The following is a 19483-nucleotide window of genomic DNA, read 5'->3' as shown; positions in this document are numbered from 1 at the left end:
CTCAGCCCTTCGCGTCGATCGCGGCCTGGAGGGACTCCTTGTAGCCGTCGCTCGTGATGGTCGCACCCGACACCGTGTCGATGTCCGCGCTCTGCGCCGCGAGGGTTTCCTCGATCAGCACCGGCACGGCCGCCGTGGTCTGCGGGTGGTTCGGCTGCTGGAGCATCTTCACGGACGCGATCGTGTCGCCCTCGAAGGTCACCTCGACCTGGACGGTGCCCTTCTCGGTGTCCACCGCGGTCCCCGAGACGACCTTCGACGCGGACTCGGCGGAAGCCGAGGCGGACGCGGACGGCGAAGGGGAGGACGCGGCGGAGTCCGCCTGGGAGTCGATGGCGGCCTGGAGGGACTCCTTGTAGCCGTCGCTCGTGATCGTCGCGCCGGACACGGTGTCGATGTCGGCGCTCTGCGCGGCCAGCGTCTCCTTGATCAGGACCGGCACGGCGGCGGTGGTCTGCGGGTGGTTCGGCTGCTTCAGCATCCGCACCGAGGAGATCTTCGTCCCCGCGAACGTCACCTCGACCTGGACGTCACCCTTCTCGGTGGTCACGGTCGTGCCCTTGACGACCGTCGACGACGTACCGGAGGAGCCCGAAGCCGCGGAGGAGGACGCGGACGGGGTCGAGGCGGAGGCCTCCGAGGACGTCGTGCCCAGCGACGGCTCGTAGAGCCAGACGGGGACCAGGCCCGCGATGCTCAGGACCAGTACAGGCAGTGCTCGTTTCACGACGTTCCTCTTATCCGGCCAGGCTGAAGCGCTCGAAGTGGGTCTGCGACTTGGGCACGCCCAGTTCCCGCAGGCTGCGCAGCACCGCGTTCATCATGGGCGGCGGGCCGCACAGGAAGACGTCCCGGTCCGTGATGTCCGGCACCAGCTTGGCCAGCTCCGCCGGGGCCAGCTTGTCGGGGGCGACCGGCCCGGACACCAGGTGCAGCTCGCAGCCCTTGGCGTGGGCGATGTCCCGCAGCTCCTCGTACAGGACGGCGTCCTGGTCCCTGGCCACCCGGTAGATCACCACGGCGTGGCCCTGGATCTCCTCAAGCAGCGCGCGGATCGGCGTGACGCCCACTCCACCCGCGATGAGGACGGCCTCGGGGCGGGTGCGGTGCATCGAGGTGAAGGCGCCGTACGGGCCCTCGGCGAAGACGCGGGTGCCGACCGGGATGTGCTTCAGGGTCGCGGTGCCGTCGCCGGCGACCTTCGCCGTGAGGCGCAGCGACCTGCCGTCGGGCGCTGCCGACAGCGAGAACGGGTTCGCCTGCCACCAGCGGTCCTTGGTGAGGAACCGCCACAGGAAGAACTGGCCGGCGCGGGCGGGCAGCTTGTCCAGGTCGCGGCCGGTCATGTAGATCGACACGACGTTGTCGGCCTCGGGGACGACCGCCGAGACCCGCAGCTGGTGACGGAGGTTCTTGCGCAGCGGCAGCACCACGCGGCCCAGGAACACCGAACCGAGCGCCACGCTCCACAGAGCCCACCAGTACGTCGTCGCGGCGGAGGACGAGGTGAACGTCGTACCGACACCGACCTGGTGCGTGAACGCCAGGACCACCGCCACATAGGTGTAGAGGTGGATGAAGTGCCAGGTCTCGTAGGCGAGGCGGCGGCGGGCGTAGCGCGCCGAGACCGCGCCGATGATCATGATCAGGACGAGGGCGACGATCGCGCGCAGCACGCCCTCGGTGGTCTCGGCCAGCTCCACCAGCTCGTCGACCGGACCCATGGACGTGCCCTCGGCGTAGCCGAAGACGATGAACACCGCGTGGGCCATCAGCGTCCACAGCAGTCCGAAGCCGACCCAGCGGTGCCAGGAGGTCAGCCGGTCCATGCCGATGCGGTGGTCCAGCCACGGCAGCCGGGCCACCAGGACCAGCTGGAAGGCCATGAAGAGCGCGCCGTACAGCCCGGCGAGCCGGCCCATCACGATCAGCGCGTTCGAGGCGAAGCCTGCCTGGGTGAAGAAGACGGTCACGACGGCCACGTTGGCGGCCAGCACGGCGTACAGGCCGGTGCGGGCCACCACTTTGGGTCGTATCGCCGTGGGGGGCGCGGGAGGCGATTGGACGGTCGTCACGGACAGTGCTCCTTGATCGGGTCCGGGGACACCGAGCTTGACCGACGGTAGCTGTCGTAATGCTGTCGTTGGACTTTCAAGTTGTTATCGATCGCGCGTAGGGAGGGGAGGGCGGTATGGCACGGGAGCCACGTGGAGCACTATGAGCACGTGGAAAAAGTACGACTCCTCGTCGTGGACGACGACCCGCCCATCGCCGACCTGGTCGCGACGGTCGCCCGCTACGAGGGCTGGGAGGCGGTCACCGCGTACTCCGGTGAGGAGGCGCTGAGCCGGGCCGCCGAGTTCCATCCCGACATCGTGGTGCTCGACCTGATGCTTCCGGGCCTCGACGGCTTCGCCGTGCTCGACCGGCTGCGGCTGTCCGGCACGATGGTGCCCGTGGTCTTCCTCACCGCCCGTGACGGAGTCGCCGACCGGGTCGCGGGGCTCACCCGGGGCGGCGACGACTACCTGGTCAAACCCTTCGCCGTGGAGGAGCTGATGGCCCGGCTGCGCACCGTGCTGCGCCGCAGCGCGGGCCCCGGCTTCCAGCGCTCCGTGCTCCGGGTGGCCGACCTGACGATGGACGAGGACACCCGCGAGGTCAGGCGCGGCGACAAACGGCTCACGCTCACCCCGACCGAGTACGAGGTGCTGCGCTACCTGATGCGCAAGTCGCCGACCGTGCTCACCAAGGCACAGATCCTCGACCATGTCTGGGAGTACGGCTTCGGCGGTCGGTCCAACGTCGTGGAACTCGTCGTCAGCCGGCTGCGCCGCAAGCTCGACGACCCCGACCAGCACGACGAACCGCTGATCCACACCGTGCGGGGCGTCGGCTACGTGGTCCGGCAGGTCGCCGAGTGATCCGGGCGATCCGCCACTGCCGGGAGAACTACCGCAGACTGCGGCTGGGCACACGGCTGGCGCTGGGCATGGGCGTACTTTCGCTCGTCGTGTTCGCCGTCGTCGGCGCCGCGCTCTCCATGTACATGCGGGACTATCTGGAACGCCAGCTCAGCGACCAGATGAAGCTCGTCCAGATCACCCAGTCCAAGGACGTCGTCGACTACGGCAGCGTGCAGGGCAAGCCGTACTACGGCTGGTACACCGCCTCCTACAAGGTCTCCGGCGGTACGCCCGTCCTGCGCGAGCCCGCCGACGTGCCGCCCGACTCCCGGGAGCTCCTCGCCACCGCCGCGAGCCTGCGGACCTCGGGCACCGACCCCGTCTACCGCACCGCACGCATCGACGGGGACGCCTACCGGCTGCGCGCCTGCGAGGTCGAGTCCGGTGTCGTCCTGGTCACGGCGGCGCCCATGGACGACATCGAGAACACCATGGACCAGCTGGTCACGGTCCAGGTCGTCGCCTTCGCCATCGCCCTGCTGGGCCTGGTGATCTTCGGCCGCGCGGTGCTGCGGCGCGGCCTCAGGCCCCTCAGCGACATGGCCCACACCGCCCGTGGCATCACCTCGCACGACTTCACCGACTCCGCCCGGCTGCCCGTACGCGCCGACCGGGGCAACGGCGGTCCCGAGGTCGAGGAGCTGCGCACCGCGTTCAACACCATGCTCGAACACATCGACGACTCCCTCGCCGTCCGTACGGAGGCCGAACAGCGCCTGCGCCGCTTCGTCGCCGACGCCTCCCATGAACTCCGTACCCCTCTGATGTCGGTACGGGGCTATGCGGACCTCTTCCAGTACGCCGCCGCCAACGAGCCCGGCGAACGGGACAAGCACCTGGCCCGCCTGCGCGCCGAGGCCGCCCGGATGGGCATCCTCCTCGACGACCTGCTGCTGCTCGCCCGGCTCGACGCGGCCCAGATCGAGACCCCGCTCCGCCCGGAGACCGCCGACCTGGTGGACCTGACCGGCCAGGCGGCCGACGCCTTCCGCGCGGGCCACCCGGAGCACCCCCTGACGGTGACGGCCGCGCCGAAGGAACTGCGGCTGCGCCTCGATCCCCTCCGTATCCGGCAGGTCCTGGACAACCTGCTCACCAACGCGGCCGTGCACACGCCGGCCGGTACACCGGTGTCCGTGGACGTGACCGTCGACGCCTGCCACGCGGTGGTCCGGGTCGCCGACGCCGGCCCCGGCATCCCGGCCGCCGACCAGGACCGGGTCTTCGACCGCTTCTACCGCGTCGACAAGGCCCGCAGCCGCGACCGGGGCGGCAGCGGCCTCGGCCTCGCGGTCGCGCTGTCCCTGGCACAGGCGCACGGCGGCACCCTCGACCTGACGAGCGGACCCGGCTCGACCGCCTTCACCCTCCGCATCCCGCTCGACAGGACGGACCGACCTCCGAAGAACTGAACGACCGGACGATCCGAGGAGACCCCCCACAGTGAACGTACTGATCGTTTTCGCCCATCCCGAACTCTGCTCCTTCAACGGCGCGCTGAAGGTCAGAGCCGTGGACGTCCTCAGACGCGCCGGACACGACGTCGTGGTCAGCGACCTCTACCGGCTCGGCTGGAAGGCCGCCGTCGACGCCGACGACTTCCCCGGCGTCTGGACCGACCCCGACTACCTGGACGTCACCGCCGAGCAGGAACGGGTCCAGGCGGCCCACGAGACCCCGCCCGACGTCCTCGCGGAACAGGAGAAGGTCGCCCGCTGCGATCTGATGATCCTCCAGTTCCCCCTGTGGTGGTCCGGAATGCCGGCCATACTCAAGGGCTGGATCGACCGCACGATGGCCCGAGGCTTCGCCTACGGAGAGGGCCGCGCCTACGACACGGGCCCCCTGAAGGGCAGACGAGCCCTGATCTGCACCACGACGGGCACCCCTTCAGGGCTGTACGGCCCCCACGGCACCGACGCCGATCTGGACCGCGCCCTCTGGCCCATCCACCACGGCATCCTCGACTGCCTGGGCTTCGACGTCCTCCCTCCGTTCGTGGCCAGGACCCCGGCCGAGGTGTCGCCCAAACAGAGGGAGCAGTACCTGACGGAGTACGCGGAACGTCTGCTGGACGTGCCCCGATAGGGGCGCGGGGAACTGCGCGACAAGCCACGACCGCGCAGCAGTCGGCCGACGGCATGTCGCGGCAGCCGCTCGGCCGACGCAGTCACTCCGTGCGGTAGAGGTCGGTAAGAAGCTCGACCACCGCCGCCCCCGCAGGATGCGGATCGTCCCGCCACCAGGCGAGCCGAACCACCACCGGCTCCGCATCCCGCACAGCCCGATAGACCACCCCGGGCCGCCGATACTGGTGTGCGGTCGACTCCGGCGTAAGCCCCACGCAGTGGCCCGTCGAGATCGAGTTCAGCCAGTCGTCGACATCGTGCGTCTCCTGGACCACCGGACGAGACCCCGGCGGCCACAACTCCTCCGTGGTCGTCCCGGTCCGCCGGTCCACCAACACCGTGCGCCCGCTGATGTCGGTGAGCCGGATCCACCGCCGCCGCGCCAGCGGATCGTCGGCGGCCATGACACACATCCGCCGTTCCAGGCCGAGGACGACGGAGTCGAACCGCCGTCCGTCCAGCGGCCGGCGCACCACGGCCAGATCGCACGCCCCCTCCGCCAGCCCACCGGTGCCGGAGTTGGTCCGGACGAGCTGGACCTCCGTCTCCGGGTGCCGTTCGGCCCAGCGGCGCTGGAAGACGAGGGTGTGGCGGCCCACCGCCGACCAGGCGTACCCGATCCGCAGCCGGGCATGCCCGGACGTCGCCTCCCCGACCAGGTCGTCCACCTCACCGAGCACCCGCCGGGCGTGCGCCAGCACCCGAAGCCCGGTCCCCGTCACGCTCACCTCGCGCGAGGTCCGCCGCAACAGCCGTACGCCCAGGGCCTGTTCGAGTGAGGCCAGGGTGCGGGAGACAGCCGCCTGGGAGACGCCGAGCGCGATGGCGGCGTCCGTGAAGGTGCCCTCGTCGACGATCGCGACGAGACAGCGCAGCTGCCGAAGCTCGATCTGCGGGGTCCGTCCCTGAAGCGCGTCCATGACTCCAGCGTATAGACGGCGAAGCCCATGCATTTTGCGCATCCACGGAGCCGGCGCACGATCGGCGTATGCCCGCAGGCCCCGCACACACAGCAGCCCCCGCCCACGAGAGCGACGTCGCCCTCATGCCCCGGAAGCCCGGCGCCGGAAAGCTCTCCGGCGTCGCCGTCATGCTCGGCAGCGGGCTGGCCAACCAGGTCGGCGCCGCGACCGGCTCCCTCGCCTTCCCGGTGCTCGGCCCGGTCGGGGTCGTCGCCGTCCGCCAGTACGTCGCCGCCGTCGTCCTGTTCGCCGTCGCCCGGCCCCGCCTGCGGAGCTTCACCCGCGCCCAGTGGGGGCCCGTACTCCTGCTGGCCCTGGTCTTCGGGACGATGAACCTGTCCCTGTACACCGCCATCGACCGGATCGGCCTCGGCCTCGCGGTCACCCTGGAGTTCCTCGGACCCCTCGCCGTCGCCCTGGCGGCCACCCGGCGGCGCGTGGACGCCTGCTGCGCGGTGATCGCCGCGGTCGGTGTCGTCGCGCTGCTGCGCCCCCAGCCGTCCGCCGACTACCTCGGGATGGGCCTCGGGCTGCTCGCCGCCGCCTGCTGGGCCTCGTACATCCTGCTCAACCGCGCGGTCGGGCGGCGGCTGCCCGGAGCGGAGGGTTCGGCCGCCGCCGCGGGCGTCTCCGCGCTGGTCTTCCTGCCGGTCGGGATCGTCCTCGTCGTCGAGCATCCGCCGACCGCGGCGGCCGTCGGTTATGCCGTCGTCGCCGGAGTGCTCGCCTCGGCCGTGCCCTATCTCGCCGACGTGTTCTCCCTGCGCCGGGTGTCGGCGCGCTTCTTCGGCCTGTTCATGAGCGTCAACCCGGTGATGGCCGCCCTGGTCGGCCGGCTCGGCCTGGGGGAGAACCTGGGCGCCCTGGAGTGGGCGAGCATCGGGGCGATCGTCGCCGCCAACGCGGTGTCCATCCTGACCTCGCCGAATTAGGGCACGCGCCCCCAACTCCCGTACGGACTACTCCCGTACGAGGGAGGCCACGTGGTCGGTGACCGTGTCGAGGATCTCCACGCAGGCCTTCTCGTCGCCGAGGGCAAGGAAGTTGAGGGTCAGCCCGTCCGTCATCGCGGCCAGATAGCGGGCCAGCACCGGGACGGGCACGCTCAGTTCGAAGCCCATGCTCTCGCGCAGCTGCTCCAGCAGTCCGGCGTACGTGTCGGTGTACAGCTCGTACTGCCGGCGGGCCAGATGCGCGAACCCCGGCTCCCGCAGGGCGTACTGGGTGAGTTCGTACGTCAGCATGTGCTCGCCCGGGTGGGCGGCCACATGGTCCCAGTACGCGTGGAAGCCCGCGCGGATCGTCTCCTGGAGGGTGGACTGCGGCTGGATCGCCGCGCGCACCACGTCGACGGAGTGGTCGGTGATCGTCGTCATGACCGACTCGACCAGGGCCTGCTTGGAGTCGAAGCAGTAGTGGAAGACGCTCAGTGACACACCCGCCTCGGCCGCGATGGACCGGGTCGTCGTCCTGGGGACGCCGTCCCGGGTCATCGCGCGGATGGCCGCCTCGGTCAGCTGCCGGCGCCGCTCGGCCGACGGCTTGCGTGCCATGAACTCTCCCTGGGTACGGAACTCAGCTGCTGTAGACACCCACCTCGTAGAGCGAGTATCCCCAGTCCGTACCCCGATCAAGACCGTGGACGCGCACATAGCGGGCCGGTGTTCCCGCGAACTGCGCCGTGTCCAGGCCGCCGTCGCCGACGGTCGTGGACCACGCGGTCTGCCAGGTCGTACCGTCCGTCGACAGTTCGACGCGGTACGACTTGCCGAACGCCTTCTCCCAGTCGAGGGTGACCCGCTTGACCAGGTTCGTCGAACCCAGGTCGAGCTGGAGCCACTGGTCGTCGCTCCAGTCGCTCGCCCAGCGGGTGCCCGAGTCGCCGTCGACGGCCCGGCCGGGCTGGTAGCTGGTGAACGGGTTCGACTCGGACGAACTCGCCGTCGCCGTCACGCCCTTGGCGAGGTTCACCCCGGCCCTGTGGTTCTCCGAGGCGCCCCAGGTGTCGAGGTAGGACTCGGCGCCCCGGAACAGGTCGCTGACCGCGTCCGTGCCGCCGACCTGCTTGATGTCCTGGATCCAGTCCGGGATCAGCCCGACGTGCGCGGCACCGTCCGTGTTGATGTCCCAGGTGCGCGACCCGGTGGTCTGGCGGTCGATCACCGAGCCGCCGTCGACACTGGTGAAGGGGTACGTCACCGTCGTACCCGTGTCCGTGCCGCGCGGGGCCGGGTGGTCGCCGATGCCGTTGAAGTCGGTGCCGTAGCCGTAGCCCACGCCGTACTTGGTGCGCAGGGCGTCGGTACGGGCGGCCTCCGTGACGAACTCCTTGGAGGAGTGCATGTACTGGGCGATGAAGCCGCCGAGACCGTAGACCCGGTCGGTCCAGTTGAGGTCCATCCAGCTGTGCGAGGAGAGCACGCCCGGGTAGGACTCGGACTCGAAGATGTCCAGCGCCTGGCCGGTGGCCTTGACGCTCATGTGGTCGATCTCCAGCATCATCTTGCGTTTCATCATGCCGCGCACCGCGTACTCGCCGAGATCGGTGAGCCCCCGGGTGTTGCACTGCGCGTCCGCGTCGTACGTCGGCAGCTCGGTGCCCGCCGGCAGGTCCTCCGTCGCGTCGGTCGCCGTGGCGCCGCCGATCGGGTTGTCGTGCATCGCGGTCGTGCACGTCTCCGTCTGCCAGAAGGTGCCCGTCGACAGGAACTGGCCGACGTTGATCGCCGTACCGAGCCCGCCCTCGTCGAACCGCACCCCGCACAGCGCGTTGTCGAACTTGTGGCACAGGAACATGCTGCGCACGCCGAGGTCGTACAGCTCGTCGAGGCCCTTGTCGATGTCGGCCTTGCTGCACTGCGCGATGTCCAGGATCTGCTTGCAGCCGAAGGGCTCCGACGTCTCGACACCGAGCACGACCGCCAGCTTGCCCGCCTTGATCACCTCACGGGCCTGCGCGGTGTCGGTGACGATCCGGAACCAGCCCTTGCCCGTGCCGCCGTACTGCGCGTCGATGTAGTCCTGGAGGTCGTAGGTCAGCTGCGCCTGGAGGCGGATCGACGTCATCTCGTCGCAGCTGCGGTCCTTGAAGAAGTAGACCGAGCAGATCACGCCGTTGGTGACGAGGTCGTTGACCAGCACGCGCTGGCCGCCACGCCAGGCGCGCTCGATCCAGGCGTAGTAGTTGGCCTGATGGGTCATCGAGTCGTACGCGGGCCAGTCCTTGAACGTCGGGTAGCCGACCGGGTCGTGCTTGCCGTCGCCGCCGTGGGTGATGTAGTCGAAGATCGCGAGGGTGCCGTCCGGGTAGTGCTCGGGACAGTCCTTGAGGGCGTCCGCGATCCCGCTGGTGGAGAAGACCTTGCCGCAGATCAGGCGTCCGCCGAAGGCCTCGTTGGAGAACAGGTGGTTGTGCGCGTCGACGAACCCCTGTACCTCGCCTGCGGAGTTGGTGCCCTTGAAGGGCTCACCCGTGACGTTGATCTGGGAGTCGGGCGTCGGTCGCGCGGTCGGCGTCCACCAGTCCGTGCCGGCCGCCGAGCTGGGCACGGTGCCGAGCGTCAGCGCCAGTACGGCGAGCAGCAGCGACAACACGGTCAGGGGTCTGCGTCCGCGACGCGGACGTGGCGGGAAGGCAGCAGGCACAGTCATCACTCACGTCCTTGCACCAGGGTTGTCATGGCTCGCGCAACTCTGTGATGAGGATCGCGACAGCGGGGTGATGGAGTCAATAGTCCGGGACGCTTGACCTGATAACCGTTGCGACTCCGAAGGGCCACTTTCTGTGCACTTCCTGCGCGTCGACTGTGCGCGAATATGGAGAACAATATTGTTGACAATGTTGTCCGTCTAGATTTAGCGTCGACAGGCACTCACTCAGGAGGGCACATGCCGAAACAAGCCCGTCCAGGCACCGGAGAGCAGGCCAAGCAGCACGCGTTGGAGCGGCTGCGGCAGGCGATCCTGCGCGGCGACATGGCACCGGCCCAGCGGCTGGTGGAGAACGAACTCGCCGAGCAGTTCGGTGTGACACGGGCCAGCGTCCGGGCGGCGCTGATCGAGCTGGAGTCGGAGGGACTCGTCGAGCGGATCCGCAACCGTGGCTCGCGGGTGCGGGTGGTGACCGTGGAGGAGGCGGTCGCCATCACCGAGTGCCGGATGGTCCTCGAAGGGCTGTGCGCGGCCAAGGCGGCCGTCGCGGCAACCGACGACCAACTGGCCCAACTGACCGGCATCGGCGAGGCGATGGCCAAGGCCGTCGCCGACGGTGAGCCGGTCACGTACTCCGAACTCAACCAGGATCTGCACGCCCGGATCAGACGGTTCTCCGGCCAGCAGACGGCCGTGGAACTGCTGGAGAAGCTCAACGCCCAGTTGGTGCGCCACCGTTTCCAGCTCGCGCTGCGACCGGGGCGTCCCCAGCAGTCCCTGGGTGAACACCTGGCCATGGTCGAGACGATCACGGCCAGGGACCCGCAGGCGGCCGAAGCGGCCGCTCGCGCCCATCTCACGAGCGTGATCGCCGCGTTGCGCGAATAGCGTGTCGCGCGAAGGACGTGCCGCACGGGCGGCGTGTTGTGCGAACAACGCGCCGCACGGATGACACGTCACGCGGATGACGCCGCCGAGGTGGGCCGAACGACCTGTCCACCAAGGAGATTTCTGCAATGACACATGGTGCGGTGCCCGCAGCCGCTCGCTCGACGCTGGTGATCAGCGCCCATGCCGGTGACTTCGTCTGGCGGGCGGGAGGTGCCATCGCCCTGGCGGCCTCCCGTGGCGAGAAGGTCGTCATCGCCTGCCTGTCGTACGGGGAACGCGGCGAGTCCGCCAAGGCCTGGCGGGAGGGCAGGTCGCTGGAGGAGATCAAGGGGATACGCCGGACCGAGGCCGAGCAGGCCGCCGCCGCGCTCGGCGCCGAGGTCCGTTTCCTCGACGCCGGCGACTACCCCCTCCTCGCCACCCCCGAGCTGACCGACCGGCTGGTGGGGATCTACCGGGACACCCAGCCCGACGTGGTCCTCACCCACCCGCTCGCCGACCCCTACAACGCCGACCACCCGGCCGCCGCCCGGATGGCCCTGGACGCGCGGATCCTCGCCCAGGCCATCGGCTACCCGGCCCCCGGCGAAGTCCTGGGCGCGCCCCCGGTGTTCTTCTTCGAACCCCATCAGCCGGAGATGTGCGACTTCACCCCGCAGGTGCTGCTCGACATCACCGAGGTGTTCGACACCAAGCGCAAGGCCATGGAGTGCCTGTCCGCCCAGCAGCACCTGTGGGACTACTACACGGACCTCGCCAAGCGGCGCGGAGTCCAGCTCAAGCGGAACGCCGGCCCCAACCTCGGCCTCCCGCACACCACTTACGGCGAGGCATATATGCGTCCCTACCCGCAGGTCACGGGAGAACTGGCATGAGCGGCGTCATCGTCACCAACCCGCCGCGCGCAGCCGCCGCGGACGTCGAGGAGCTGGCCCGCCACGGCGTGGCCACCGTCCACGAGGCCCTGGGCCGCACCGGCCTCCTCGGCCCGGCCCTGCGCCCGATCCAGCAGGACGTCCGCATCGCGGGCACCGCCGTCACCGCGCTGTGCTGGCCCGGCGACAACCTCATGATCCACGCGGCCGTCGAACAGTGCGCCGAGGGCGACCTCCTGGTCGTCACCACCACCTCCCCGTGCACGGACGGCCTGTTCGGCGAACTGTTCGCCACCGCACTCCGGCACCGGGGCGTACGCGGCCTGGTCATCAACACCGGCGTCCGCGACACCGCCGAACTGCGCGCCATGGACTTCCCCGTCTGGTCGGCCGCGGTGTCCGCACAGGGCACGGTCAAGGCGACGGGCGGCTCGGTGAACGTCCCGATCGTCGTGGGCGGCCAGCAGATCCACCCCGGTGACGTGATCATCGCCGACGACGACGGCGTGATGGTCGTCCCCCGGCTCCGCTCGGCCGAGGCCGTCAAGGCGTCCGAGGCCCGCATCGCGAAGGAGGAGGCGTCCCGACTGGCCTTCGCCGACGGCCAGTTGGGCCTGGACCGGTACGGGCTGCGCGAGACGCTCGTACGGCTGGGGGTCACGTACCGGTCGTACGAGGAGTACGTCCGCGGCGGAGCGGACTCGTGAGTGCGGGCGGCCCGGGGGAGGAGCTGCGCTGCATGCTGATGCGGGGCGGCACCTCCAAGGGCGCCTACTTCCTCGCCGAGGACCTGCCGGACGACCCCGCCGCCCGCGACGATCTGCTGCTGCGGGTCATGGGCAGCCCCGACCCCCGCCAGATCGACGGCCTCGGCGGAGCGCACCCCCTCACCAGCAAGGTGGCCGTCGTCTCCCGCTCGGACGACGAACAGGCCGACGTGGACTATCTGTTCCTCCAAGTCGGCGTCGAGGAACCGGAGGTGAGCGACCGTCAGAACTGCGGGAACCTCCTCGCTGGAGTCGGCCCGTTCGCCGTGGAACGCGGACTGGTCGCGGCCGACGGGGAGTTGACCTCCGTACGCATCCGCATGGTCAACAGCGGCGACCACGCCACCGCGACCTTCCCCACGGCAGAGGGGCGTGTCGTCTACGAGGGCACGACCGAGATCTCCGGTGTGCCCGGCGGCGCCGCTCCGGTGACGATCGGGTTCGGGCGGGGGAGCGGACCCCTGCTGCCGACCGGCCGGGTCCGGGACACCGTCGCCGACACACCGGTGACCTGCGTCGACAACGGCATGCCGACCGTGATGATCGCCGCCTCCGCCCTCGGCGTCACCGGTTACGAGGATCCGGGGGACCTGGAGGAGAACGTCACCCTCAACGAACGGCTGCGTGAAATCCGCCTGGAGGCGGGCAAGTTGATGGGCCTCGGGGATGTCTCCGCGACGACCGTGCCCAAGCTCAGCCTGCTCGCCCCGCCCGTGCACGGCGGCGCAGTCATGACCCGCACCTTCATCCCGGTCCGCTGCCACACGGCGATCGGCGTACTGGGTGCCGCGAGCGTCGCCGCCGGGCTGCTCATACCCGGTGCCGTCGGGGAGGGCGTGGCACGTCTCCCCGCCCACGACGACGCCCCGCTGCGCATCGAACACCCCACCGGATTCCTGGACGTCGAAACCGTCGTCTCCGTCGTCGACACCGACGGCCCCACCCCGGTCGCGCACCGCACGGCCGTCGTCCGTACCGCCCGCAAGATCTTCGACGGCACGGTCTTCCCCCGCCCCGCCGTCCCCCTCCCCGTCAGGAGCCGCTGATGACCCCGCCGCTCGGCGACATCGCCCACCTCGGCCATGTCGAACTCCTCACCCCCGACCTGGACGCCAGCGTCCGGTTCTTCACCACGATCCTCGGCCTCACCGAGAACGGCCGCTCCGGCGACTCGGTGTACTTGAGGACCTGGGACGACTACGAGCACCACAGCCTCACCCTCACCGCCCACTCGACCTCCGGCATCCGCCGCACCGCCCTGCGCGCCTCCAGCGAGGAGGCCCTGCAACGCCGGGTCAAGGAGACCGAGAACGCCGGCCGCCCCGGCCGCTGGGTCGAGGACGAGCCCGGCCTCGGCCCGCTCTACGTCACCACCGACCCCGACGGCCACGAGTACGCCCTGTACTGGGAGAGCGAGTGGTACGAGGCGCCGCCCGAGCTGCGGCCCGGCCTCAAGAACCAGCCGCAGGCCAAGCCCGCGACGGGCGTCGGCGTACGCCGCCTCGACCACGTCAACTTCCTCGCCGCCGCGGTCGATTCGAACGTCGGCTTCGTCCAGCACGTCCTCGGCGCCCGCCCCACCGAACAGATCGTCCTCGACGAAGGACGCCTGGCAGCGCAGTGGCTGACGTTCACCAACAAGTCGTACGACATCGTCTACACGGAGGACTGGTCCGGCTCCAACGGCCGTCTGCACCACATCGCGTTCGCCACGGACACCCGTGAGGACATCCTGCGCGCCGCCGACCTGTGCCTGGACAACGGCGTGCACATCGAGACCGGCCCGCACAAGCACGCCATCCAGCAGACGTTCTTCCTGTACGTCTACGAGCCCGGCGGCAACCGGATCGAGCTGTGCAATCCGCTGACCCGGCTGGTGCTCGCCCCCGACTGGCCGCTGATCACCTGGACCCAGGCGGAGCGGGCCAAGGGCCAGGCGTGGGGTCTGAAGACCATCGAGTCGTTCCATACGCACGGAACGCCTCCGCTCGACTGACGCCGACGCTCCCACCTGCGGCGCGGGCCATGACCGACCACGGCGGGCCCACGCCGTACCTGAGATTGTTGACAAAAACGTTGACACTCCTGCGACGGCTCCCTACGGTCGAGCGCATCTCATCCCCGTGTGCCGTTCCCGATAGGAAACAACGATGTCTCCGTCCCCCGCATCCGCCCCGCCCGCTCGCGGCGGCAGACTGGCCGTGCTCGTCGTCGGCCTGTGCTGGCTGGTCGTCTTCTTCGACGGCCTCGACATGTTCGTCTACGGCGCCGAACTGCCCCACATGCTGGAGCACAAGGCCCTCGGACTCGTCCCCGCCCAGGCCGGCGACCTGGGCAGCTACGCCACCTTCGGCATGCTGATCGGCGCCCTGTCCGCGGGCACGGTCACCGACTGGATCGGCCGCAAGAAGGTCATCCTCACCTGCACCACCGTGTTCTCGCTGGCATCCGCCCTGTGCGCGGTCGCCGCCGGCGTCGAGGTGTTCGGCCTCGGCCGCTTCATCGCCGGCCTTGGCCTCGGTGGCCTTCTCCCCACGACGATCACGATGGTCTCCGAGTACGCCCCGCGCGGCCGGGGCGCCCTGATCGTCGGCACGCTGATGACCGCGCACCAGGCCGGCGGCATCATGGCGGGCTTCCTGGGCCTGTGGACGAGCGGCCCCGACGGCTGGCGGGTCGCCTACTGGATCTGCGTCATCCCGCTCCTGATCGGGGTCCCGCTGGTCGCGAAGTACCTGCCCGAGTCGATGCGCTTCCTGATCGCCAAGGGGCGTATCGAGGAGGCCCGGGCCCTCGCCGACCGCTACGACGTCGAACTGCCCGCCGCCGCGCCCGACCGCTCCGCCGCCGGGGACCGCTGGAGCGCGGTGGCGGCCCTGTTCCGCGGCAACCTGTGGCGTACGACGGCCCTGTTCTGGCTGGCCTCCTTCTGCGGCCTGCTGCTCGTCTACGGGGTCAGCAACTGGCTGCCGACGATGATGCGCGGCGCGGGCTACGAACTGGGCTCCTCCCTCTCCTTCCTGATCGTCATCAACCTCGGCGGCATCGTGGGCATGCTGGTCGCCGGCCGCTGCTCCGACCGCTACGGCTCCGCCCGTGTCGCCACGATCTGGTTCGCGGGCACGGCAGTGGGCGTCTACCTCCTGGGTGTCCACATGGCGCTGCCGCTCACGTACACCGTGGTCTTCCTCACCGGCATGTTCCTCTTCAGCGCCCAGGCCATGATCTACGCGACGGTGGCGGGCCGCTCGACCGACGCCAACCGGGCGACGGCGGTGGGCTGGGTGTCCGGCATCGGCCGCTTCGGCGCGGTGTTCGGGCCGTGGCTCGGGGGCCGGCTCGTGGCGAGCGGGTCGGAGACCTGGGGGTTCACCGCGTTCGCCATCGCGGCGGTGCTGGCGACGGTGTTCGTCGCGCTGACGGGATCGGGTGGGGTGCGGGAGGGGGCGTCGGTGAAGCGGGAGGAGGAACTGTCGGCGGCGGGCTGAGCGGGAGTATTTCTCGCCCCCGCCGCCCCTACCCGTTCCCATCCCTGGGGGCTGCCGCCCCCAGACCCCCGCTGTCGCGCTGAACGCGCTCGTCCTCAAACGCCGGACAGGCTGAAATGCCCCGGCCGGCGCTGAAGTGCGGCGAACATGAGCGGGCGGGGAAGAGGATGGGCTGGCACTTCAGCACCGACCGCCACCATCCAGCCCGTCCGGCGTTTGAGGACGAGGCCGTTCAGGCCGACAGCGGGGGTCTGGGGGCGGCAGTCCCCAGGGATGGGACGGGTAGGGGCGGCGGGGGCGAAAGAAATTCTGCGCCCACCTGTCACAGCCCTCCGTCGACCGGTGTCTTGTGGCCGAACCCCCTTCGAAGGGGTGCCGTTCCAACGGAGGAGAGACACCATGACCGGGAACATCGAGGTCGTAGTGATCGGCGGCGGGTACGCGGGCGTCATGGCGGCCAACCGGCTCACGCAGCGCGCCGACGTGAGCGTCACCCTGATCAACCCGCGCCCGTCCTTCGTCGACCGGATCCGCCTGCACCAGATGGTGGGCGGCACCGGCGAGGCGGTCGTCGACTACCGGAAGGTTCTCGCCGAGAAGGTTCGCCTGGTGGTGGACACCGTGGCACGGATCGACGCGGCCGGGTGTGCCGTGACGCTGGTGAGCGGTGGCACGGTCGGCTACGACCACCTCGTCTACGCGGTCGGCAGCGGCAGCGCCGCCCCGAGCGTGCCCGGCGCCGCCGAGTTCGCCTACCCGATCGCCGGTCTGGAGGAGGCGCAGCGGCTGCGGCCGGTCCTCGACGCCGAGGCCGTCACGGCACCGGTGACCGTCGTCGGCGGCGGGCCGACCGGTATCGAGACCGCCGCCGAGCTGGCCGAGCAGGGCCGCACCGTGACTCTCGTGTGCGGCGGCCCGCTCGGCCCGTCCCTGCACCCGCGAGGACGGCGCTCGGTGGCCGAGCGGCTCACCGCCCTCGGGGTGACCGTGCTCGACGGCCCCGACACGAAGGTCACGGCGGTGACCCGTGACGCCGTACGGCTCGCCGACGGCCGCGAACTGTCCAGCGCGGTGACGATCTGGACCGCCGGTTTCGGCGTACCGGACCTCGCCGCCCGCAGCGGACTGCGCACCGACGCCCTGGGCCGCCTGATCACGGACGACACGCTGACGAGCGTGGACGACACACGCATCGTCGCGGCCGGGGACTCGGCGGCCCCCTCGGACCTGCCGTTCCGGATGAGCTGCCAGGCCGCGGTCCAACTGGGCCCGCAGGCCGCCGAGACGGTGCTGAGCCGGATCGCGGGGGAGCAGCCGGTGCCCGTCGAGGTGGGTTTCGTCGGCACCTGCATCAGCCTGGGGCGCCGCGCCGGCATCTTCCAGGTCATGACCAAGGACGACACCGCCAGGAAGTACTACATCGGCGGCCTGCCGGGCGCCAAGGTCAAGGAACTCATCTGCAGGAGCATCCCCTGGCAGCTGTCGTACGAGGCCCGCAAGCCCGGCGCGCGCACATGGTGGACCAAGGACGCCAAGCGCCGCGAACTGCTCCAGAGCGAACTCGGCCAGAAGCGGACCACCGCCGAGCGGGCGGCCTGAACCGGAGCCGGAGCCGGAGCCGGAGCCAGAGCCCGGCGTGTCACATTCGGAGGCCGGGCAACGTCTCCCTGTCGACGAAACGGCTGTTGACTGTCGACTTTCGGCTGTCGACGAAGACGAAGAGGACCATGTCGTGGACGCACGCCCGAGCACCGATGAGACCGACCCGGCGACCGAGACGTTCGTCGCCCACCGCAACCTGCTCTTCACCGTCGCCTACGAGATGCTCGGCTCGGCGGCCGACGCGGAGGACGTTCTCCAGGAGACCTGGCTGCGCTGGGTCAAGGTCGACCTCGCACAGGTCAGAGACCAGCGCGCCTACCTGGTCCGGATCACCACCCGCCAGGCCCTCAACCGGCTGCGTACCATGAACCGCCGCAAGGAGGCCTACGTGGGCCAGTGGCTGCCCGAACCGCTGCTGACCGCGCCGGACGTCGCCGAGGACGTCGAACTCGCCGAGAGCGTCTCCATGGCCCTGATGCTCGTCCTCGAAACCCTCTCCCCGACCGAACGCGCCGTCTTCGTCCTGCGCGAGGTCTTCGACACCGGTTACGACGAGATCGCCGCCGCCGTCGACAAGACCCCCACGACCGTCCGGCAGATCGCCCACCGCGCCCGCCGCCATGTCGACGCCCGCCGCCCCCGCCGGGTGGTCTCGCCCGACGAGAGCCGGGCGGTCCTGGAGTCGTTCCAGCGCGTACTGGAGACCGGGGATCCGCAGACCCTCCTCGACGTACTCGCTCCGGACGTCGTCATGGTCAACGACGGCGGCGGCATCAAGCAGGCCGCGCTACGCCCGATCAACGGCGCCGAGAAGGTGGCCCGCTTCCTGGTCGGCGCGCTCGGCAAGAACACGAGCCCGGTCGCCGTCGCCCCGACCGTCGTCAACGGCAGCACGGCACTCGCCGTACACCTGGACGGCGAACTCGACGGGATCCTGGCGCTGAGCATCGAGAACGCGCGCGTCACCGGCCTCTACTACGTCCGCAACCCCGAGAAACTGACCCGCGCGGAGACGGAGACCCCACTCACCCTGCGATGAACGCGATGGACGAGGCGAACGTCGATGCGTCACGGCGGGTCACTGGCGGGGGCGTCAGTCGCCGGCCGTGGCCTGCCGTACGTGCCGGGCGATGAAGGCGTAGATCTCCCGGGCCTTCTCGTCGTCGTTGAGGTCGTAGCCGTGGTCGACGCCCGCCACGTCATGGTGCTCGACCAGCGAGCCCACCTGTCGCAGCCGCTCGGCGTAGCGCACGTTCTCCGCGAGGAGGCGGTCGTGCGCGGCCGTGACGATCACGGCCGGGGCGATGCCCTTGAGGTCCGCGGTCTCCTTCGGGTGGGCGGGGGAGACCAGCCGGTCGGCGCGCTCGCGCGGGTCCGGGACGTACGCGCTGTCGAACACCTCGCCCATCCACGGGCGCAGCATCGGCTTGGCGATCGCCGCCCGCTTGTCCTTCGCGGGGGTCGCGAGGTCGAGCGGCGCGTAGTGCAGGACCTGGAGCGCGATCGAGGGGCCGCCCTCCTCCAGGGCCTGGCGTGCCACGGCCGCCGCGAGACCGCCGCCCGCGCTCTGCCCGCCGACGGTGAGCCGGGTGCCGTCCCAGCCGTGTTCGGCGCCGTGCTCGGCGATCCACCGGACCACTTCGTACGCCTGCCGGGGCGGGGCCGGGAACGGGTACTGCGGAGCGACGACGTAGTCGACGTTGACGACGACCACGCCCGCCAGCGAGGCGACGGCACGGCAGAAGGCGTCGTCCGTCTCCGTGACGGCCATGATGAAGCCGCCGCCGTGGAAGTTGACGTGGACCGGCGGGGCCGGGTCCTCGGTCACGGGCCGGTAGACCGTGACCCGGGCGGGGGCGATCGACGAAGGGACCGTCAACTCGCTGGTGTCGCGCGGGAATTCGGGAAGCCGGGCGTGGGCGGCGGCAGTGGTGCCCCGTCCACTGGTCCGTCGCTCCGCGAGCGTGACGAGACGTTGCATAGTCTTGGCGATGAGGGAGGCCACCGCAGGCCGGGCCAGGAGGGACATGCGGTTCCGATCGGTCGGGCTATTGCCAGGAATCCTGTCGATCGACAGGCTGACATTAAACACGACCGTCCGGTACAGCGGAAGCCGCCCGGTCGACCGGGAACTCGCCCGGGCGCCGTCCGC

The 19483-nt window shown here is 70.4% G+C and carries 18 protein-coding genes; 12 read left to right on the top strand and 6 right to left on the bottom strand.

The features are described from left to right. Position 1: 1 nt before the first annotated feature. Together OG787_RS03250 and OG787_RS03245 are read right to left on the bottom strand one after the other, a co-directional pair. Positions 2-727: an FMN-binding protein gene (locus tag OG787_RS03250; RefSeq protein ID WP_369031068.1), complete on the bottom strand. Its 726-nt coding sequence runs from the start codon at positions 725-727 to the stop codon at positions 2-4. A gap of 10 nt (positions 728-737) precedes the next feature. Next, positions 738-2075, bottom strand: a complete 1338-nt coding sequence (locus OG787_RS03245; protein ID WP_369031069.1) for a ferric reductase-like transmembrane domain-containing protein — start codon at positions 2073-2075, stop codon at positions 738-740. A 150-nt stretch (positions 2076-2225) separates the two neighbouring features. Here OG787_RS03245 and OG787_RS03240 point away from each other — a divergent pair, with 150 nt between their 5' ends. From OG787_RS03240 to OG787_RS03230, 3 genes are read left to right on the top strand one after another with little or no spacing between them, the layout of a single operon-like run. Further along, on the top strand, positions 2226-2924 hold the full coding sequence (locus OG787_RS03240; RefSeq protein WP_369031070.1) for a response regulator transcription factor: 699 nt from the start codon (positions 2226-2228) through the stop codon (positions 2922-2924). Continuing rightward, positions 2921-4378, top strand: coding sequence for a sensor histidine kinase (locus OG787_RS03235; RefSeq protein ID WP_405534228.1), 1458 nt, complete (start codon positions 2921-2923; stop codon positions 4376-4378). Before OG787_RS03240 ends, OG787_RS03235 begins: the two co-directional genes overlap by 4 nt. A gap of 31 nt (positions 4379-4409) precedes the next feature. Then, on the top strand, positions 4410-5054 hold the full coding sequence (locus OG787_RS03230) for an NAD(P)H-dependent oxidoreductase (protein ID WP_405534227.1): 645 nt from the start codon (positions 4410-4412) through the stop codon (positions 5052-5054). An 82-nt stretch (positions 5055-5136) separates the two neighbouring features. Here the strand turns inward: OG787_RS03230 and OG787_RS03225 are convergent, their stop codons facing one another. Then, a complete protein-coding gene (locus OG787_RS03225; protein ID WP_369031073.1) occupies positions 5137-6015 on the bottom strand; it encodes a LysR family transcriptional regulator in 879 nt (292 codons plus the stop codon). 125 nt (positions 6016-6140) lie between these two features. Between OG787_RS03225 and OG787_RS03220 the strand changes: the two genes are divergently transcribed. Then, positions 6141-6989, top strand: a complete 849-nt coding sequence (locus OG787_RS03220; RefSeq protein WP_369031219.1) for a DMT family transporter — start codon at positions 6141-6143, stop codon at positions 6987-6989. A gap of 27 nt (positions 6990-7016) precedes the next feature. On the opposite strand, the gene OG787_RS03215 is transcribed toward OG787_RS03220, so the two are convergent. Both OG787_RS03215 and OG787_RS03210 read right to left on the bottom strand, forming a co-directional pair. Then, complete coding sequence (locus tag OG787_RS03215; protein WP_405534226.1) at positions 7017-7610, bottom strand: TetR/AcrR family transcriptional regulator; 594 nt, start codon at positions 7608-7610, stop codon at positions 7017-7019. A 22-nt stretch (positions 7611-7632) separates the two neighbouring features. Continuing rightward, positions 7633-9708, bottom strand: coding sequence for a discoidin domain-containing protein (locus OG787_RS03210; protein ID WP_405534225.1), 2076 nt, complete (start codon positions 9706-9708; stop codon positions 7633-7635). A 237-nt stretch (positions 9709-9945) separates the two neighbouring features. Here OG787_RS03210 and OG787_RS03205 point away from each other — a divergent pair, with 237 nt between their 5' ends. From OG787_RS03205 to OG787_RS03170, 8 genes are all read left to right on the top strand, one after another. Continuing rightward, positions 9946-10596, top strand: coding sequence for a GntR family transcriptional regulator (locus OG787_RS03205; RefSeq protein ID WP_369031076.1), 651 nt, complete (start codon positions 9946-9948; stop codon positions 10594-10596). Between the two features lie 128 nt (positions 10597-10724). Then, positions 10725-11474, top strand: coding sequence for a PIG-L deacetylase family protein (locus OG787_RS03200; RefSeq protein ID WP_405534224.1), 750 nt, complete (start codon positions 10725-10727; stop codon positions 11472-11474). After that, positions 11471-12181 carry a 4-carboxy-4-hydroxy-2-oxoadipate aldolase/oxaloacetate decarboxylase gene (locus OG787_RS03195; RefSeq protein ID WP_369031078.1) on the top strand — a complete coding sequence of 237 codons (711 nt, stop codon included), beginning with the start codon at positions 11471-11473 and terminating at the stop codon, positions 12179-12181. Before OG787_RS03200 ends, OG787_RS03195 begins: the two co-directional genes overlap by 4 nt. A gap of 32 nt (positions 12182-12213) precedes the next feature. After that, positions 12214-13287: a 4-oxalomesaconate tautomerase gene (locus tag OG787_RS03190; protein ID WP_405540393.1), complete on the top strand. Its 1074-nt coding sequence runs from the start codon at positions 12214-12216 to the stop codon at positions 13285-13287. Further along, entirely contained in the window at positions 13287-14237 is a 951-nt protein-coding gene (locus OG787_RS03185; RefSeq protein ID WP_369031079.1) for a catechol 2,3-dioxygenase, read from the top strand. The genes OG787_RS03190 and OG787_RS03185 overlap by 1 nt, the downstream gene beginning before the upstream one ends. Positions 14238-14391: 154 nt before the next feature. Then, on the top strand, positions 14392-15729 hold the full coding sequence (locus tag OG787_RS03180) for an MFS transporter (RefSeq protein WP_405534223.1): 1338 nt from the start codon (positions 14392-14394) through the stop codon (positions 15727-15729). Between the two features lie 399 nt (positions 15730-16128). Beyond that, the gene (locus OG787_RS03175; RefSeq protein ID WP_369031081.1) at positions 16129-17328 is read left to right on the top strand and encodes an NAD(P)/FAD-dependent oxidoreductase; all 1200 of its coding nucleotides are present in this window, start codon (positions 16129-16131) and stop codon (positions 17326-17328) included. 133 nt (positions 17329-17461) lie between these two features. After that, complete coding sequence (locus tag OG787_RS03170; protein ID WP_405534222.1) at positions 17462-18370, top strand: RNA polymerase sigma-70 factor; 909 nt, start codon at positions 17462-17464, stop codon at positions 18368-18370. 54 nt (positions 18371-18424) lie between these two features. Here the strand turns inward: OG787_RS03170 and OG787_RS03165 are convergent, their stop codons facing one another. Further along, positions 18425-19360, bottom strand: coding sequence for an alpha/beta hydrolase fold domain-containing protein (locus OG787_RS03165; protein ID WP_369031083.1), 936 nt, complete (start codon positions 19358-19360; stop codon positions 18425-18427). Positions 19361-19483 lie beyond the last annotated feature (123 nt).

The sequence above is a fragment of the Streptomyces sp. NBC_00075 genome (assembly GCF_045041225.1).
In the GTDB taxonomy this organism is placed as follows: Bacteria; Actinomycetota; Actinomycetes; order Streptomycetales; family Streptomycetaceae; genus Streptomyces; species Streptomyces adonidis.
The sequence above is the reverse complement of the archived record's forward strand: the minus strand, read 5'-3'. Positions and strand labels throughout refer to the sequence as shown.

Excerpts from the sequence above, each read along its gene's own strand:
- OG787_RS03205 (WP_369031076.1), top strand. The coding sequence starts at position 9,946 with ATGCCGAAACAAGCCCGTCCAGGCACCGGAGAGCAGGCCAAGCAGCAC.
- OG787_RS03200 (WP_405534224.1), top strand. The coding sequence starts at position 10,725 with ATGACACATGGTGCGGTGCCCGCAGCCGCTCGCTCGACGCTGGTGATC.
- OG787_RS03175 (WP_369031081.1), top strand. The coding sequence starts at position 16,129 with ATGACCGGGAACATCGAGGTCGTAGTGATCGGCGGCGGGTACGCGGGC.
- OG787_RS03215 (WP_405534226.1), bottom strand. The coding sequence starts at position 7,610 with ATGGCACGCAAGCCGTCGGCCGAGCGGCGCCGGCAGCTGACCGAGGCG.
- OG787_RS03210 (WP_405534225.1), bottom strand. The coding sequence starts at position 9,708 with ATGACTGTGCCTGCTGCCTTCCCGCCACGTCCGCGTCGCGGACGCAGA.
- OG787_RS03185 (WP_369031079.1), top strand. The coding sequence starts at position 13,287 with ATGACCCCGCCGCTCGGCGACATCGCCCACCTCGGCCATGTCGAACTC.
- OG787_RS03195 (WP_369031078.1), top strand. The coding sequence starts at position 11,471 with ATGAGCGGCGTCATCGTCACCAACCCGCCGCGCGCAGCCGCCGCGGAC.
- OG787_RS03190 (WP_405540393.1), top strand. The coding sequence starts at position 12,214 with ATGCTGATGCGGGGCGGCACCTCCAAGGGCGCCTACTTCCTCGCCGAG.
- OG787_RS03225 (WP_369031073.1), bottom strand. The coding sequence starts at position 6,015 with ATGGACGCGCTTCAGGGACGGACCCCGCAGATCGAGCTTCGGCAGCTG.
- OG787_RS03180 (WP_405534223.1), top strand. The coding sequence starts at position 14,392 with ATGTCTCCGTCCCCCGCATCCGCCCCGCCCGCTCGCGGCGGCAGACTG.
- OG787_RS03165 (WP_369031083.1), bottom strand. The coding sequence starts at position 19,360 with ATGTCCCTCCTGGCCCGGCCTGCGGTGGCCTCCCTCATCGCCAAGACT.
- OG787_RS03220 (WP_369031219.1), top strand. The coding sequence starts at position 6,141 with ATGCCCCGGAAGCCCGGCGCCGGAAAGCTCTCCGGCGTCGCCGTCATG.